Raw genomic sequence first — 15,362 nt, 5'->3', positions numbered from 1 at the left:
ACCTCGCCCCAGCAGATTGCTGGAGACGGGGTATCAACATATCTGGCGTTGACTTTTGGCACGCTGTTGAGTTCTCAAGGAACGGACGCTTCCTTCGTACTCACCCTCTCGGGCTTTCCTCCGGGCGCTTCCCTTCGGTGATCCAAACTCTATCAGGCTTTTCCGGTCTCCCTGACCACCGTCCTGCGGGCATGCAGAAGGTGATCCCGGGATAGGATCTGACAAGTATGAGTGCTGCCCGGCAAGGACGCCTGGTGGCGTCACTCAGCCCCGAGCAGGGGTACGACTGTACATGGATCCGCGGAGTGGGTGCAAATCATTTCGTTTGGTGGTCTAGACCACCAACGTGAGCTGTGTAAGCTCTCGCCCGTAACCGGTCCTTACCGTGACATAGCCTGCTGCCGCACTGCGCCGTCTCCGGCGAGGCAGTGACGGCGCACATGAATCTCCACCCCTGGGAGGCTTCCCATGACCACCGTGACGTCCCCCGTCGCAGGACGCGCCATCGGACTGGCCGCCGTGCCGGATCCGGTCTTCTCCGGGGCCATGGTCGGCCCCGGCACGGCGCTCGACCCGGTACGCGAGCCCGCCGACGCCGTGGCCCCCGTGGACGGAGTCATCGTCTCGCTGCACCCGCACGCCTTCGTCGTCGTCGACGAGGAGGGGCGCGGGGTGCTCACCCACCTCGGCATCGACACCGTGCAGCTCAACGGCGAGGGCTTCGAGCTGCTGGTGAAGAAGGGCGACACGGTGGTGCGCGGCCAGGCGGTGGTGCGCTGGAACCCCGCCGCCGTCGAAGCCGCGGGCAAGTCCCCCGTGTGCCCGGTCGTGGCCTTGGAGGCCACCGCCGACAGCCTCTCCGATCTCCGCGACAACGGAGAAGTGAAGGCCGGCGACCGTCTCTTCACCTGGGAGTGACACCACTGCCTTCCCAGGGGCGGCCTTCCCGGGGACGGCGCACGACAACCACCGCGGCGGTGGGACCCGCCGCACTATCGGAGACGGGTGAGATGGAGACAACGCTGCGAGGCGTCGGTGTGAGCCACGGTGTGGCGATTGGCGAGGTTCGGCACATGGGGACGGCGGTGCTGGAGCCGCCTGCCAGGCAGATCCCCGCGGAAGAGGCGGAGCGTGAACAGGGGCGCGCCCGTCAGGCGGTGGAGGCCGTGGCAGCCGATCTGATGGCGCGCGGCAATCTGGCCGGCGGCGAGGCGCAGGCGGTGCTCGAGGCGCAGGCCTTGATGGCGCAGGACCCCGAGCTGATCGCGGATGTGGATCGGCGTATCGCCGTCGGCAGCACGGCCGAGCGCGCGGTGTACGACGCGTTCGCCGCCTACCGGGACCTGCTCGCCGGTGCCGGTGAGTACCTCGCGGGCCGGGTGGCCGACCTGGACGACGTGCGGAATCGTATCGTCGCCCGTCTGCTCGGTGTGCCGATGCCGGGTGTGCCGGACAGCGACGAGCCGTATGTGCTGGTCGCCCGTGACTTGGCGCCGGCGGACACGGCGCTGTTGGACCCGACCCTGGTCCTGGGCTTCGTCACCGAGGAGGGCGGGCCGACGAGTCACAGCGCGATTCTGGCGCGGGCGCTCGGTGTGCCGGCCGTCGTGGCGCTGCCCGGCGCCGTCGAGCTGGCCGAGGGCACGGTGATCGCCGTCGACGGCAGCACCGGCGAGATCTTCGTGAACCCCGGTGAGGAGAAGAAGGCGCAGCTGGAGGCCTCGGCCGCCGAGCGCAAGGCGGCGCTGGCCTCCGCGACCGGTCCCGGTGCCACTTCGGACGGCCACAAGGTGCCGTTGCTCGCGAACATCGGCGGTCCCGCGGATGTGGCGGCGGCGCTCGCGGCCGGTGCCGAGGGTGTCGGTCTGTTCCGGACCGAGTTCCTGTTCCTGGACGACAGCAAGAGCGCGCCGTCCGAGGAGAAGCAGGTCGAGACCTACCAGCAGGTGCTGGAGGCCTTCCCCGAGGGCCGGGTCGTGGTGCGTGTGCTGGATGCGGGCGCGGACAAGCCGCTGGACTTCCTGACGCCGGCCGACGAGCCGAACCCGGCTCTCGGTGTGCGGGGGCTGCGGACGCTGCTCGAGCACCCCGAGGTGCTGCGCACCCAGTTGTCGGCGCTCGCAAAGGCTGCCGAGGGCCTGCCGGTCTACCTCGAGGTGATGGCCCCGATGGTCGCGGACCGGACGGACGCCAAGGCGTTCGCGGACGCGTGCCGTGCCGCGGGGCTGCGGGCGAAGTTCGGTGCGATGGTCGAGATCCCGTCGGCCGCGCTGCGGGCGCGCTCGGTGCTTCAGGAGGTGGAGTTCCTGTCGCTGGGGACCAATGACCTGGCGCAGTACACCTTCGCCGCCGACCGTCAGGTGGGCGCGGTGTCGCGGTTGCAGGACCCGTGGCAGCCCGCGCTGCTCGACCTGGTCGCGATCGCCGCCGAGGCGGCGCGGGCCGAGGGCAAGAGCTGCGGGGTCTGCGGTGAGGCCGCGTCCGACCCGATGCTCGCGTGTGTGCTGACCGGTCTGGGTGTCACCTCCCTTTCCATGGGTGCGGCGTCGCTTCCCTATGTACGGGCGACGCTGGCGAAGTACACGCTGGCGCAGTGCGAGCGTGCGGCCGCGGCGGCGCGTGCCGCGGACAGCGCGGACGAGGCGCGCACCGCGGCGCAGGCGGTGCTGTCCGGCGAGTGACCGTGGCCCGCCGTTCGCCGGCTGGTCTTCGAGGGGCGCTCCACCTGTCGGGTGGGGCGCCCCTCGGGTGTTTCAGCCGTGCTGTGGGGCGGGTCCTTCTTCCGCTCCGAGGTCGGGCGGCTCGCCGTAGTCGACGCCGGATTCCGGGGAGATCAGGTCACCGGATTCGATGTCGGTGCAGTAGGCGTCGAAGACCTCGCCGGCGGTGAGGGGTTCGAGGCCGCCGGCGCGCAGTCGCCAGCCGTAGACGCGGTCGGCGGTGCCGGGGGCGGTGGTACGCATGACGAGTCCGCCGGGGCCGTCGGTGGCGATGCCGAGGGCAAGGACCGTGGTGAACTCCAGGGCTTCGGCCTCGTCGAGCTGTGTGGCGTCGCCTTCGTCGTCGGCGTGGAGGACGGCGACAAGGGTTTCAGGTGTGCCGGTGACGCTGCACACCAGGTGCCGGTTGCCGGGCGGGGCCGTGTCGAGGATGCGGACGACGAGGTCCGCGGCCCGTGCGAAGGCGGCACGGCCGATGTTCTCGCCGCAGGAGGCACAGGGGCCGAGCCGGGCCAGCAGGGTGGAGGCGTACTCCCAGGTGGCCTGGCGGACGGCCTCGTCGACGAGGTCGGGGACGAGCTCGGCCAGGGGCCGGCCGTCGTAGGGAAGGGTGGGGCCCGTGCTCGCGAGTTCGGCGGTGAAGCGGGCGCGGCTGGACGGGATGTCGGGGTCGAGGCCGCTCGCGGCGCAGTATTCGGCGTACTCCTCCGGGTCGAAGAGGGCCACCGTGGTGTGGCCGCCCTGAGCGGCCACGAGTTGGAGGAGTTTCTCGACCTGGTGGAGATAGGTGGTGTGGTCGTCGAACGTGAAGCTGCGGTAGCGCCGCATGGCGCGGAAGTCCTGTTCGTCGGTGAGCAGGCCGATGGTGCCGGCGATCTCCCGGCGCAGGACGCGCCGCATGGTCAGATGGTCGGTGTGCGCCATGTTTCCCCCTGTGAGCGCAGTCGATCAATGCTCACTCACCGTAACCGGAGCCACTGACAACGGGGGCGGGCAGGCGTTCACGGAGCCTGCGGGTCCCCCCACCGTGGGGCGGTGGGGGGACGCGGCGCTCAGGCGCGCTTGCGGGCCAGCTCCTCGTAGAAGCGCAGCAGGTCGAGGTCGTCGACCGAGCCGGGGTTGACCGCCTTGTCCAGCGGCGTGCCCTGGAGAAGGCGCTTGACCGGGACCTCGATGCGCTTGCCTGTGAGGGTGTGCGGGATGCCCGGCACCTCGATGACCTCGTCGGGGACGTGGCGTGGGGAGAGCTGTTCGCGGATGGTCCGCTTGATGCGGCCGAGCAGCGCGTCGTCGAGCGCGGCTCCGGGTGCCAGCTGCACGAAGAGGGGCATCCAGTAGCCGCCGTCGGGCTGTTCGACGCCGATGACGAGGGATTCCTTGATCTCGGGGAGGCGTTCGACGGCTTCGTAGATGTCGGCGGAGCCCATCCGCACGCCCTGGCGGTTGAGCGTGGAGTCGGAGCGGCCGTGGATGATCACCGAGTCGCGGGAGGTGAGCGTGATCCAGTCGCCGTGCCGCCACACGCCGGGGTACATGGCGAAGTAGCTGTCGTGGTAGCGGCTGCCGTCGGGGTCGTTCCAGAAGTGGATCGGCATGGACGGCATGGGGTTGGTGACGACGAGTTCGCCGACCTCGTCGATCAGCGGTGCGCCGTTCGGGTCCCAGGACTGGAGGTCGGTGCCCAGGCACGGGGCCTGGAGCTCGCCGATGTGGACCGGGAGGGTCGGTACCGCTCCCGCGAAGCAGGAGCACACGTCGGTGCCGCCGCTGACGGAGGCGATCCACAGGTCCTCGCGGACCTCGTCGTGCAGCCAGCGGAATCCGTCGGGCGGCAGCGGCGATCCGGTCGTCGCGACGCACCGCACCTTCGGCAGGTCGAAGTCGCGCGAGGGGTGCACTCCCGCCTTGCGGCAGGCCATCACGTAGGCGGCGGAGGTGCCGAACAGGGTGGCTCCGGTGCGTTCGGCGATACGCCACTGGGCGCCGGTGTCGGGGTAGCCGGGGCTGCCGTCGTACAGGATGACCGTCGTGCCGGTCAGCAGCCCGGAGACGAGGAAGTTCCACATCATCCAGCCGGTCGACGTGTACCAGAAGAAGCGGTCCCCTGGGCCGAGGTCGCAGTGCAGGCCGAGCTGCTTGAGGTGCTCGACGAGGATGCCGCCCTGGGACTGCACGATCGCCTTGGGCAGGCCGGTGGTGCCCGAGGAGTACAGCACCCACAGGGGGTGGTCGAAGGGCACCGGTTCGAAGACGGGGTCGACGTCGGCGGAGGTCAGGTAGGACCACTCCAGGGCGCCCTCGGGGGCTTCGGTGCCCAGGAGCGGGATGTGGACGACCGCGCGCAGGGTGGGCAGTTCGCGGCGCAGTTCGGCGACGACGTCGCGGCGGTCGTGCTCCTTGCCGCCGTAGCGGTAGCCGTCGACGGTGAACAGGACGACCGGTTCCACCTGCTGGAAGCGGTCGAGGACGCTGCGGGCGCCGAAGTCGGGGGCGCAGGACGTCCAGACGGCGCCGACGGCGGCCGTGGCGAGGAGGGCGACGACGGCCTGGGGGATGTTCGGCAGATAGCCGCTGATCCTGTCCCCCGGGCGTACGCCGAGGGCGCGCAGCTCGGCGGCCAGGGAGCCCACCTGGCGGCGCAGCTCGGACCAGGTCACCGGGCGCGGTTCGTGCGTCTCGTCGACGTGGAGGAGGGCGGGCTCGTTCGCGCGCGTGGCGGCCGCGCGCAGGGCGTGTTCGGCGTAGTTCAGGGTGGCGCCGGGGAACCATTCGGCGCCGGGCATCGACCGGTCGCCCAGCACGCGCGCGTAGGGGCTGGTGAACCGTACGTCGAACCACTGCGTCACGGCTTTCCAGAAGGTTTCCAGCTCGTCGACGGACCAGCGGTGCAGGGCCGGGTAACCGCCCAGGGCCGGGGCGCCGTGGTGCTCGGCCGCCCAGGACTGGAACTTCGTGATCTGTGCCTGGGCGATCCGCTGCGGATCGGGCCGCCAGAGCGGCAGGGGGTTCGCGGTCGACATGGGGCGGCTCCCGGACTGTGCGCGTCGTGTGCGTCGGTCCGCGCACGTGCTGGGGTGTGCGCGTGACGCGGCTGACACGGACGATGCCATGTGATCGACTTCTGCACCAGGGTGCACCGCACATAGTCCGCGTCGTGAAGATGTGGTCGCGGCACGGATGAACGGCAGTTGAACGCCACACGCGCCAATGGCCGTCGATGGCAGGGTGAGCAGCATGGACGGTCGTGACCTGGTGCGTTCGATGAAGGCGGTCGGTTCGGCGGGGGTGGCCCAGGGGCTGCGCACCGTACGCGCCGCGTGGCGCCGGCGGCGTGCGGACGCCGGCGGCCTGCCGTCGCGGGGGGCCGAACGCGCGCGGGTGCCCGGTGCGGTGCGGGACGTGGCGCCCGGGCCCGGGGGCGGTGTCGTCCGCTTCGCCCGCTCGGAGCTCCGTATCGCCGTCGCCGGGAACGGGGCCGTCTTCTGGGGCTGGGACGGCGCCGGGCCCGAGCCGTCGTACGCGCTCGCCCGCCCGTGCCCCGAGCCGGACCCGCGTGCGGTGCTGGAGCCGGACAAGGACGGTGGCTGGCGGGTCGTGGCCGAGCGGGTCACCGTCGGTGTCTCGCGGCTCGGCGCGATCGAGGTCCGCACGCCCGGGGGCGTGCCGCTGCGCCGTGATCTGCCGCCCCGGTGGTGGGAGCCGGTCGACGGGGGCCCCGCACGGTGGTCGCAGCGGTCGGAGGTGGCGGCCGACGCGCGGTTCTTCGGTCTCGGCGGCCGGGCCGGTGGTCCCCGGTTGCGCGACGGCACCTATCGCCTGTGGAACACCGATCCGGGCCATGCGTTCGGTCCCGGTGACGACCCGCTCCACGTCACCATGCCGGTCCAGCTGGTCGTGGCCGACGCGGGCACGCACCTGGTGTTCCACGACAACTCCTGGGACGGCACGGTCACGCTCCGGGAGGGGGCGGAGGGCGCCGGCTCGGGCCACGACCGGGCCGGGGCGAGCGAGTTCAGGATGGCCGGCGGTCCGCTGCGCTGCTGGGTGGTCGCCGGCACCCCCGCGCGCGTGGCGCACGTCTGGTCCTCGCTCACCGGACCGGCCGCGGTCCCGCCCGCATGGGCCCTGGGGCACCATCACGCACGGTGGGGCTCCGGCGGCGAACAGGAGGTGCGGCGGATCGTCGCGAGCTACCACGAGCACGAACTGCCGCTGGACGCCGTGCACCTGGACACCGACCACCACGACGCGCACCAGGTGTTCACCGTCGACGAGGACCGCTTCCCCAAGCTGCCGGTGCTGGCCGAGGAGTTGCGGCGCGACGGGATCCGGATGGTGTCCGTCGTCGAACCTGCCGTGAGGGCCGCGCCGGGGAACGCCGTGTACGACGGCGGAACGGCCGCGGACGCCTTCGTGCGGGACGCCTCGGGCCGGGTGGTGCGGGGCGTCGCCCGGCCCGGAGAAGCGGTTTTCCCGGACTTCACGCACGCGCGCGTGCGGCAGTGGTGGGGCGGCTTGTACCGGGAGCGGCTGGGGCAGGGCTTCGCCGGTTTCCGGCACGACATGAACGAGCCGACCTCCTTCGCCGCCTTCGGCGAGACGACCCTGCCCAGGTCTGCCCGGCACGCCCTGGAGGGCCGGGGCGGCGACCATCGCCAGGCACACAACGTGTACGCCCTGTGCATGGCCGAGGCGGCGTACGAGGGGCTGCGAGACCTGGTGCCCGAGGAGCGGCCGTTCCTCTTCTCGCGCTCGGGCTGGGCCGGGATGCAGCGCTACGGCGGCATCTGGCCGGGCAACGTGGCCACCGGCTGGCCGGGACTGCGGGCGTCGCTGTCACTGGTGCTGGGAGTGGGTCTGTGCGGAGTGCCGTACTCCGGCCCGGACGTGGGCGGGTCCGATGGCCTCCCCTCCCCCGAGCTGTATCTGCGCCGGCTCCAACTGGGGTCCTTTCTGCCGCTGTTCCGCACGCTCGCGAGCCCGCGGGCGGAGCGCGGGGAGCCGTGGGATTTCGCTCCGGAGGTCCTGGAGCACGCGCGCGTGGCGCTCGTCGAGCGCCGGCGTCTGCTGCCGTACTTCGTGACGCTTGCGCACCTGGCGCGGCGCACCGGGGCGCCCTGTGTGCGGCCGCTGTGGTGGGGCGCGCCGGAGGACCGCGCTCTGCGGGACTGCGAGGACGCCTTCCTGCTCGGCGACGGCCTTCTGGTGGCGCCCGTCCTCGACTCCGGTACGGACCGGCGGGCGGTGCGGCTGCCGCGGGGCCGCTGGTACGACACGGCGACGGGACGGGCGTACGAGGGGCCGGGGCAGGTGCTGGTCGACGCCCCGCTCGCGCGGATTCCGGTGTTCGCGCGCGCGGGCGCCGTCATTCCCGTGCGGGGTGAGGGCGGCGGCCTGGAGCTGGAGGCGTGGGCGCCCGCCCCGGGGCGTACGGGCGGCGGGCTGGTGGTGCCGGACGCGGGCGACGGCTGGGAGGAGCCGGAGATCGAACGCTACGCGACCCGTTGGCAGGGCGGGGAGGTGGTCGTCGAGCGCGAGCGGGAGGGTGCCGGCGAGCCGCCCCACCCGGTGCGCATACGGGGGCTCGGCGCGTCCTGAGTTCGGGCGGGCACCGAGCAGCCGTTGGAGCGTCTGCGGCCTTTCAGAGGTAGCGGCCGTCGAACCAGGCCCGGACGGCCCGGGTGTGCAGCGGGAAGGCGAGCTCAGCGGGCCTGCGCAGCAGGTGGCGATCCTCCGTCTCGTCGGTGGGGGTGAACTGCGGCAGGCCCTCGGCGGGGCGCTCCGGAAGCAGTCCGAAGAGCAGCAGATGTCCATCGGGCGAGCTCATCGCGTCGGCGAGCCGCACATCGCGTGCGGCCGCCTCGATCCCGGTCTCCTCCTGGAGCTCGCGGACGACGGCCTGGCGCCAGTCCTCGTGGTCGTCGATGTAGCCGCCCGGCAGAGCCGTGCCCCCGCGCGCGGGGGCGATGGTGCGGGTGATGACGACCAGGGCGGTGCCCCGGGTGTCGTACACGGGTTGGAGGGCCACCGCGACCGGCAGCGGGTTGCGGTAGGCCGCGGTGCCGCAGGCCGGGCAGGTGCGGGGCCAGCCGGTGACGCCCTCGCCGTAAGGCGCTCCGCAGCTCGAACAGTGGGAGTGCGGTACGGAGTTGGCGGTCGGGTGCGGGGTTTCGGGCACGCGCGGACTGTATCCGATCAGCGGGCGGACGTCCTCCGTCGGTGGTTGTCACCGTTGCCGCCGGTGTCCTTGACGCTCCCTGTGGGCGGGTGAACACTTCCCCCACTCCCCGGACCCGGTCGTCTCGGGCGTCGGCGCCTTCGCCGCCCATCCCGGGCTGTTTTCGTCAACGTGGGACAAACTGTTACCAGTGAGGGCGCAGGGGATGAATGGTCCCGGCCCTCAGCCGTTTCTCCACTCCCCAAGGGATAGCCATGACGGACAACGCCGAGAGGTTCGTGGCCGCCATCGACCAGGGCACCACCTCGAGCCGCTGCATCGTCTTCGACCACAGTGGCGCCATCGTCGCCGTCGACCAGCGCGAGCACCGCCAGATCTTCCCCAAGCCGGGCTGGGTGGAGCACGACGCCACCGAGATCTGGTCGAAGGTGCAGGCGGTGGTCGCGGGCGCCCTCGCCAAGGCGGGGCTGCGTGCCGACCAGCTCAGCGCCCTCGGCATCACCAACCAGCGCGAGACGACCGTCCTGTGGGACCGGGCCACCGGCAAGCCCGTGCACAACGCGATCGTCTGGCAGGACACGCGGACCGCGGCGCTCTGCAACGAGCTGGGCGGCTCCGAAGGGCAGGATCGTTTCCGCGAGCAGACCGGCCTGCCGCTCGCCAGCTACTTCTCCGGCCCCAAGGCGGTCTGGCTGCTGGACAACGTGCCAGGCCTGCGCGATCGCGCCGAGCGCGGTGAGATCGCCTTCGGCACGATCGACACGTGGCTGATCTGGAACCTCACCGGCGGAGTCGACGGCGGCCGGCACGTCACCGACGTCACCAACGCCGGCCGCACCATGCTGATGAACCTGCAGAGCCTCCAGTGGGACCAGTCGATCCTGTCCGCCATGAACGTCCCCGAGGCGATGCTGCCCGAGATCAGATCCTCCTCCGAGGTGTACGGGACCGCCGTCGGCCAGCTCGCCGGGGTTCCCGTGGCCTCCGCCCTCGGCGACCAGCAGGCGGCCGTGTTCGGGCAGGCCTGCTATGACGTGGGCGACGCCAAGAACACGTACGGCACCGGCAGCTTCCTGCTGCTGAACACGGGCAACCGGCCCGTGCCGTCCAAGAGCGGCCTGCTCACCACCATGGGCTACAAGATCGGCGACGAGGCCCCCGTGTACTGCCTGGAGGGCGCCATCGCCATCACGGGCGCGCTGGTGCAATGGTTCCGCGACCAGCTCGGCATCATCCGCACCGCGGACGAGATCGAGCCGCTGGCGGCGAGCGCGGAGAACAACGGCGGCGCGTACATCGTGCCCGCCTTCTCCGGCCTGTTCGCGCCGTACTGGCGCTCCGACGCGCGCGGGGTGATCACCGGCCTGACCCGGTACGTCACCAAGGCGCACCTGGCGCGGGCGGTGCTGGAGGCGACCAGCTGGCAGACGCGCGAGGTCGTGGACGCCATGTACCAGGACTCCGGGGTCCGGCTGACGACCCTGAAGGTCGATGGCGGCATGACCAAGAACAACCTGCTCATGCAGCACCAGGCGGACGTGCTCGACGTGCCGGTGATCCGTCCCAGGATCTCCGAGACGACCTGCCTGGGCGCCGCGTACGCGGCCGGACTGGCCACGGGCGTGTGGAACGACCTCGAAGAGCTCAAGTCGCACTGGCAGAAGGACGCCGAGTGGACCCCGTCCATGGACGCCTCGGTCCGTGACCGCGAGTACCGCAACTGGCGCAAGGCCGTGGAGAAGAGCTTCGGCTGGCTGGAGGACGGCGAGAACTAGGCGAGAACCAGGAGTCCCCTGGGCCCTCGTACGCGGCGTCAGATGGCGGCGGCCCGGCGGCGGTCCGCGGCGTGGGCCATCGCGTGCTGGACGACCTCGATGAGGACCTCCTTCACCGACTCGCGTTCGCGGGCGTCGCACAGCAGCAGCGGGACGTGGTCGTCGAGGTCGAGGGCCTGGCGGACGGTGTCCACGGGATAGCGGGCGGCGGCCTCGAAGCAGTTGACGGCGACGAGGAAGGGGATGGAGCGCCGCTCGAAGTAGTCCACGGCGGCGAAGCAGTCCTCGAGGCGGCGGGTGTCGGCCAGCACGACCGCGCCGAGCGCGCCCTCGGACAGCTCGTCCCACATGAACCAGAACCGCTCCTGCCCCGGCGTCCCGAACAGGTACAGCACCAAGTCCTCGCGCAGCGTGATACGGCCGAAGTCCATGGCCACCGTGGTGGTGTGCTTGCCCTCCACGCCGCTGACGTCGTCGACCGGCCGCCCGGCCTCGGTCAGCAGCTCCTCGGTGCGCAGCGGCCTGATCTCACTGACCGCGCCGACGAGGGTCGTCTTGCCCACGCCGAAGCCGCCGGCCACCAGGATCTTGAGCGTGACGGGCTCGACCGGGGGCTTGCCGCGCTCAGAACGGCCGAAGATCATCGATCTCTTCTCCTGCTCGATGTGGGTCGGGCGACGGCGGGCCGTATCCTCCGCCGCCGGGGGTTTCGACGACCAGTACGTCGCCGGGGGCGACGTCCGCGGAGTCGCTTCCGCCGAGTTCGGTGACCGTGCCGTCCGCGTGTTCCACCCGGTTGGCGCCCAGTGCGCCGGGCTCGCCGCCCGCCATGCCGTAGGGGCGCACCCTGCGGTGCTGGCAGAGTGTGGAGACGGTCATGGCCTCCAGGAAGCGGATGCGGCGCACCGCGCCGTCCCCGCCCGGCCACCGTCCGGCGCCGCCGCTGCCGTGCCGGACCGTGAACTCCTCCAGCCGTACGGGCAGCCGCCATTCGAGGACTTCGGGGTCGGTGAGCCGGGAGTTGGTCATGTGCGTCTGGACGACGCAGGCGCCGGGGAATCCGTCGCCCGCGCCCGAGCCGGAGGCGACGGTCTCGTAGTACTGGTGGCGCTCGTTGCCGAAGGTGATGTTGTTCATCGTGCCGGAGCCTTCCGCCTGGACGCCGAGCGCCGCGTAGAGGGCGCCGGTGATCGCCTGGGAGGTCTCGACGTTGCCCGCGACGACGGCGGCCGGGGGCCGCGGCGAGAGCATGGAGCCGGGCGGCACGATGATCTCCAGGGGGCGCAGGCAGCCGTCGTTGAGCGGGATGTCGTCGGCGACCAGCGTGCGGAAGACATAGAGGACGACCGCGTTGACCACGGAGAACGGGGCGTTGAAGTTGGTCGCGAGCTGCGCGGAGGTGCCGGTGAAGTCGATCGTCGCCGACCGGTGTTCGCGGTCCACGCGCACGCGTACGCGGATGACGGCGCCCGAGTCGGTCTCGTACGCGTACTCCCCGTCGTCCAGGGCGTCGATGACCCGGCGGACGGCCTCCTCCGCGTTGTCCTGGACGTGCCGCATATAGGCCTGGACGACATCGAGGCCGAAGTCCTCGATCATGCGGGCGACCTCGTCGACGCCCTTCTGGTTGGCGGCGATCTGGGCGCGCAGGTCGGCGAGGTTGGTCTCCGGGTTGCGGGAGGGGTAGGGCGCGCCGGTCAGCAGGCGGCGGGTCTCCTCCTCGCGCAGGCGGCCGTTCTCGGCGAGCAGCCAGTTGTCGAAGAGGACGCCCTCCTCCTCGATGGTGCGGCTGCCGGCCGGCATGGAGCCCGGCGCGATCCCGCCGATCTCGGCGTGGTGGCCGCGCGAGGCGACGTAGAAGAGGATGCGGTCACCGTGTGTGCCGGCGGTGTCGAACACCGGGGTGACGACGGTGACGTCCGGCAAGTGCGTGCCGCCGTGGTACGGGTCGTTGACCGCGTAGGTGTCGCCCGGCCGCGTCCGGGGGCCGCGGCGCCGGATGACCTCCTTGACGCTGGTGCCCATCGAGCCCAGGTGCACGGGGATGTGCGGGGCGTTGGCCACCAGGTTTCCGTCCGGGTCGAACAGGGCGCAGGAGAAGTCGAGGCGCTCCTTGATGTTGACCGACTGGGCCGTGGACTCCAGCCGGGCGCCCATCTGCTCGGCGATCGACATGAAGAGGTTGTTGAACACCTCCAGCAGGACCGGGTCGGCTTCCGTACCGAGATCGGAACTCTGCGTGACCGCCACGCGTTCCAGGAGCAGATGCCCGTCGTCCCGCGCCACGGCCCGCCAGCCGTCGTCGACGACGGTCGTCGCACTGGCCTCGGTGACGATCGCGGGGCCGGTGACGGCCTCGCCGGGGGGCAGGTCCTCACGGCGGTGGAGGGGTACGTCGCGCCAGGCGCCGCCGGTGTGGAGGCGGACGGTCTCCGGAGCGGCGGAGCGGCCGGCCCGGGCGGGCTCGTACGGGGAGAGGGCGGACAGATCGGGGGGTTCGGTGATGCCGGTGGCTTCCACGGAGAGGGCTTCGACGACGATCGGGCGGTCGAGCGTGAAGGAGTACGTGGCGCGATGACGTTCTTCGAAGGCACGCCGCATGGCGGCGGGCTCGGTCAGCTCGACGGTGAGGGTCGTGTCCGTGCCGTCGTAGCGGAGCTGCGCGCGGCGGGTGACGCGGACACGCTCCTCGGGGACGTCCTCGGCGCGCAGTTCCGCGCGGGCCGCGCCCTCCAGATCGTCGGCGGTCTTCAGCACGCCCGGCATGGCGGCGGGCTCCAGGGGTGCTTCGACGGACTGCTCGCGCATGGCCGTGGTGTCGGCGAGGCCGATGCCGAGCGCGGACAGAACGCCCGCCATGGGCGGGACGAGCACGGTACGGATGCCGAGCGAGTCGGCGACCATGCAGGCGTGCTGTCCACCCGCACCGCCGAAGGTGGTGAGGGCGTAGCGGGTGACGTCGTGGCCCTTCTGCACGGAGATCCGCTTGACGGCGTTGGCGATGTTGGCGACGGCGATCTGCAGGTAGCCCTCGGCCACCTGCTCGGGGGTGCGGTCGTCGCCCGTCCGCTCACGGATCTCGCGGGCGAGGCCGGTGAAGCGTTCGCGGACGAGTGCCTCGTCGAGGGGCTGGTCGCCGCCGGGGCCGAACACCTCGGGGAAGTGGGCGGGCTGGATGCGGCCGAGCATGACGTTGGCGTCGGTGACGGCGAGCGGGCCTCCGCCCCGGTAGCAGGCGGGTCCCGGGTCGGCGCCCGCCGAGTCCGGTCCGACCCGGTAGCGGGTGCCGTCGAAGTGCAGGACCGAGCCGCCGCCGGCGGCCACGGTGTGGATGTCGAGCATGGGGGCGCGCAGCCGGACGCCGGCGATCTGCGTGGTGAGGACGCGTTCGTACGCGCCCGCGTAGTGGGAGACGTCGGTGGAGGTGCCGCCCATGTCGAAGCCGATGACCCGGTCGAAGCCGGCGAGCCGGGACATGCGGGCCATGCCGACGATGCCGCCCGCGGGGCCGGACAGGACGGCGTCCTTGCCGCGGAACTGCCCGGCCTCGGCGAGCCCGCCGTTGGACTGCATGAACATCAGCCGCACGCCGTCCAGTTCATCGGAGACGTGCTGGACGTAGCGGCGCAGCCCGGGCGACAGGTAGGCGTCGACGACGGCGGTGTCGCCGCGCGGGACGAGCTTCATCAGGGGGCTGACCTCGCTGGACAGCGAGATCTGCGGGAAGCCGACGCGGGCGGCCAGCTCGCCGACGGCCCTCTCGTGCGCGGGGTGCAGATGGCTGTGCAGGCAGACCACGGCGACGGCGCGGATCCCGTCGTCGTACGCCTGCCGCAGGGGTCCGGCGAGCGCGTCCAGGTCGGGGGCGCGCAGGACGGTGCCGTCGGCCGCGATGCGCTCGTCGACCTCGACGACCCGCTCGTACAGCAGCCCGGGCAGCTCGATACGGCGGGCGAAGATATGCGGGCGGTTCTGGTAGGCGATGCGCAGGGCGTCCCGGAAGCCGCGGGTGACGACGAGGACGGTCCGCTCGCCCGTGCGCTCCAGCAGGGCGTTGGTGGCCACGGTGGTGCCCATGCGGACCGACTCGATGGAACGGGCGGAGCCGTCCAGGAGGGCGCGGATGCCCGCGACGGCCGCGTCGGCGTACCGCGCGGGGTTGTCGGACAGCAGCTTGTGCGTGACCAGACGTCCGTCCGGGCGGCGCGCGACGATGTCGGTGAACGTGCCGCCCCGGTCGACCCAGAACTGCCAGCCCGTCATGTCACCACCCTGCTTTCCCACCCCTCACAGCGCCCGCAGGCCGTTGATCACGTCCCGCAGGATGCTCTCGTCCGGCAGTTCCGCCGGCGGCACCGGACGCGTCACGTGGACGTACTCCTCGTCCACGAGGTCGCCGACGAGCACGCGCACCACGCCGATGGGCAGATCGAGCTCCGCGGCGAGTTCGGCGACCGACTGCGGAGAGCGGCACAGCCCGACGATGTCCACGTGTTCCGGGGACAGCGTGACGTCCGCCTCCGGGTCCTCCACATGGGGCTCCGTGACGACCACCGCGATCAGGTCGAGGCGGTGCTGGGCCGCATGGCTGGTGCGGCCCCGTGTCATGGCGTACGGACGGACCACCGGTCCGGCCTCGTCGTCGAACCAGTGGCTTCGTGCCTGACCGTCTCCGCTCATGTCATCCCA

General features: G+C 71.8%; 10 protein-coding genes. 4 read left to right on the top strand and 6 right to left on the bottom strand.

Annotated elements, in window-relative coordinates; genetic code table 11:
- The first annotated feature begins 468 nt into the window (after positions 1–468).
- Together ABZ818_RS22460 and ptsP are read left to right on the top strand one after the other, a co-directional pair.
- Positions 469–918, top strand: coding sequence for a PTS glucose transporter subunit IIA (locus ABZ818_RS22460; protein WP_361417257.1), 450 nt, complete (start codon positions 469–471; stop codon positions 916–918).
- A gap of 92 nt (positions 919–1,010) precedes the next feature.
- Positions 1,011–2,681 carry a phosphoenolpyruvate--protein phosphotransferase gene (gene ptsP / locus ABZ818_RS22455; RefSeq protein WP_361417254.1) on the top strand — a complete coding sequence of 557 codons (1,671 nt, stop codon included), beginning with the start codon at positions 1,011–1,013 and terminating at the stop codon, positions 2,679–2,681.
- A gap of 72 nt (positions 2,682–2,753) precedes the next feature.
- Here ptsP and ABZ818_RS22450 read toward each other — a convergent pair whose 3' ends face one another.
- Both ABZ818_RS22450 and ABZ818_RS22445 read right to left on the bottom strand, forming a co-directional pair.
- Positions 2,754–3,644: a hypothetical protein gene (locus ABZ818_RS22450; RefSeq protein WP_361417251.1), complete on the bottom strand. Its 891-nt coding sequence runs from the start codon at positions 3,642–3,644 to the stop codon at positions 2,754–2,756.
- 128 nt (positions 3,645–3,772) lie between these two features.
- Positions 3,773–5,740 (bottom strand): acetoacetate--CoA ligase, encoded by a 1,968-nt coding sequence (locus ABZ818_RS22445; protein WP_361417248.1) that lies wholly within the window; start codon positions 5,738–5,740, stop codon positions 3,773–3,775.
- Positions 5,741–5,954: 214 nt separating this feature from the next.
- On the opposite strand from ABZ818_RS22445, the gene ABZ818_RS22440 reads away from it, so the two are divergent.
- On the top strand, positions 5,955–8,318 hold the full coding sequence (locus ABZ818_RS22440) for a TIM-barrel domain-containing protein (protein WP_361417245.1): 2,364 nt from the start codon (positions 5,955–5,957) through the stop codon (positions 8,316–8,318).
- Between the two features lie 43 nt (positions 8,319–8,361).
- Here ABZ818_RS22440 and ABZ818_RS22435 read toward each other — a convergent pair whose 3' ends face one another.
- Positions 8,362–8,898, bottom strand: coding sequence for an NUDIX domain-containing protein (locus ABZ818_RS22435; protein ID WP_361417242.1), 537 nt, complete (start codon positions 8,896–8,898; stop codon positions 8,362–8,364).
- Positions 8,899–9,152: 254 nt separating this feature from the next.
- On the opposite strand from ABZ818_RS22435, the gene glpK reads away from it, so the two are divergent.
- Positions 9,153–10,673: a glycerol kinase GlpK gene (gene glpK / locus ABZ818_RS22430; protein WP_361417239.1), complete on the top strand. Its 1,521-nt coding sequence runs from the start codon at positions 9,153–9,155 to the stop codon at positions 10,671–10,673.
- Between the two features lie 38 nt (positions 10,674–10,711).
- Here glpK and ABZ818_RS22425 read toward each other — a convergent pair whose 3' ends face one another.
- The 3 genes from ABZ818_RS22425 to ABZ818_RS22415 are packed head-to-tail and all read right to left on the bottom strand — an operon-like array spanning position 10,712 to position 15,353.
- Positions 10,712–11,317: an ATP/GTP-binding protein gene (locus tag ABZ818_RS22425; protein ID WP_361417236.1), complete on the bottom strand. Its 606-nt coding sequence runs from the start codon at positions 11,315–11,317 to the stop codon at positions 10,712–10,714.
- Positions 11,298–14,936: a hydantoinase B/oxoprolinase family protein gene (locus ABZ818_RS22420; RefSeq protein ID WP_361417233.1), complete on the bottom strand. Its 3,639-nt coding sequence runs from the start codon at positions 14,934–14,936 to the stop codon at positions 11,298–11,300. Before ABZ818_RS22420 ends, ABZ818_RS22425 begins: the two co-directional genes overlap by 20 nt.
- A 24-nt stretch (positions 14,937–14,960) precedes the next feature.
- Entirely contained in the window at positions 14,961–15,353 is a 393-nt protein-coding gene (locus tag ABZ818_RS22415) for a DUF742 domain-containing protein (protein WP_361417230.1), read from the bottom strand.
- Positions 15,354–15,362: the final 9 nt, after the last annotated feature.

Source organism: Streptomyces sp. NPDC047453 (assembly GCF_040643155.1).
Lineage (GTDB): Bacteria > Actinomycetota > Actinomycetes > Streptomycetales > Streptomycetaceae > Streptomyces.
This window is presented reverse-complemented; position numbering and strand designations above follow the sequence as displayed.

Excerpts from the sequence above, each read along its gene's own strand:
- ABZ818_RS22460 (WP_361417257.1), top strand. The coding sequence starts at position 469 with ATGACCACCGTGACGTCCCCCGTCGCAGGACGCGCCATCGGACTGGCC.
- ptsP (WP_361417254.1), top strand. The coding sequence starts at position 1,011 with ATGGAGACAACGCTGCGAGGCGTCGGTGTGAGCCACGGTGTGGCGATT.
- ABZ818_RS22450 (WP_361417251.1), bottom strand. The coding sequence starts at position 3,644 with ATGGCGCACACCGACCATCTGACCATGCGGCGCGTCCTGCGCCGGGAG.
- ABZ818_RS22445 (WP_361417248.1), bottom strand. The coding sequence starts at position 5,740 with ATGTCGACCGCGAACCCCCTGCCGCTCTGGCGGCCCGATCCGCAGCGG.
- ABZ818_RS22440 (WP_361417245.1), top strand. The coding sequence starts at position 5,955 with ATGGACGGTCGTGACCTGGTGCGTTCGATGAAGGCGGTCGGTTCGGCG.
- glpK (WP_361417239.1), top strand. The coding sequence starts at position 9,153 with ATGACGGACAACGCCGAGAGGTTCGTGGCCGCCATCGACCAGGGCACC.
- ABZ818_RS22425 (WP_361417236.1), bottom strand. The coding sequence starts at position 11,317 with ATGATCTTCGGCCGTTCTGAGCGCGGCAAGCCCCCGGTCGAGCCCGTC.
- ABZ818_RS22420 (WP_361417233.1), bottom strand. The coding sequence starts at position 14,936 with ATGACGGGCTGGCAGTTCTGGGTCGACCGGGGCGGCACGTTCACCGAC.
- ABZ818_RS22415 (WP_361417230.1), bottom strand. The coding sequence starts at position 15,353 with ATGAGCGGAGACGGTCAGGCACGAAGCCACTGGTTCGACGACGAGGCC.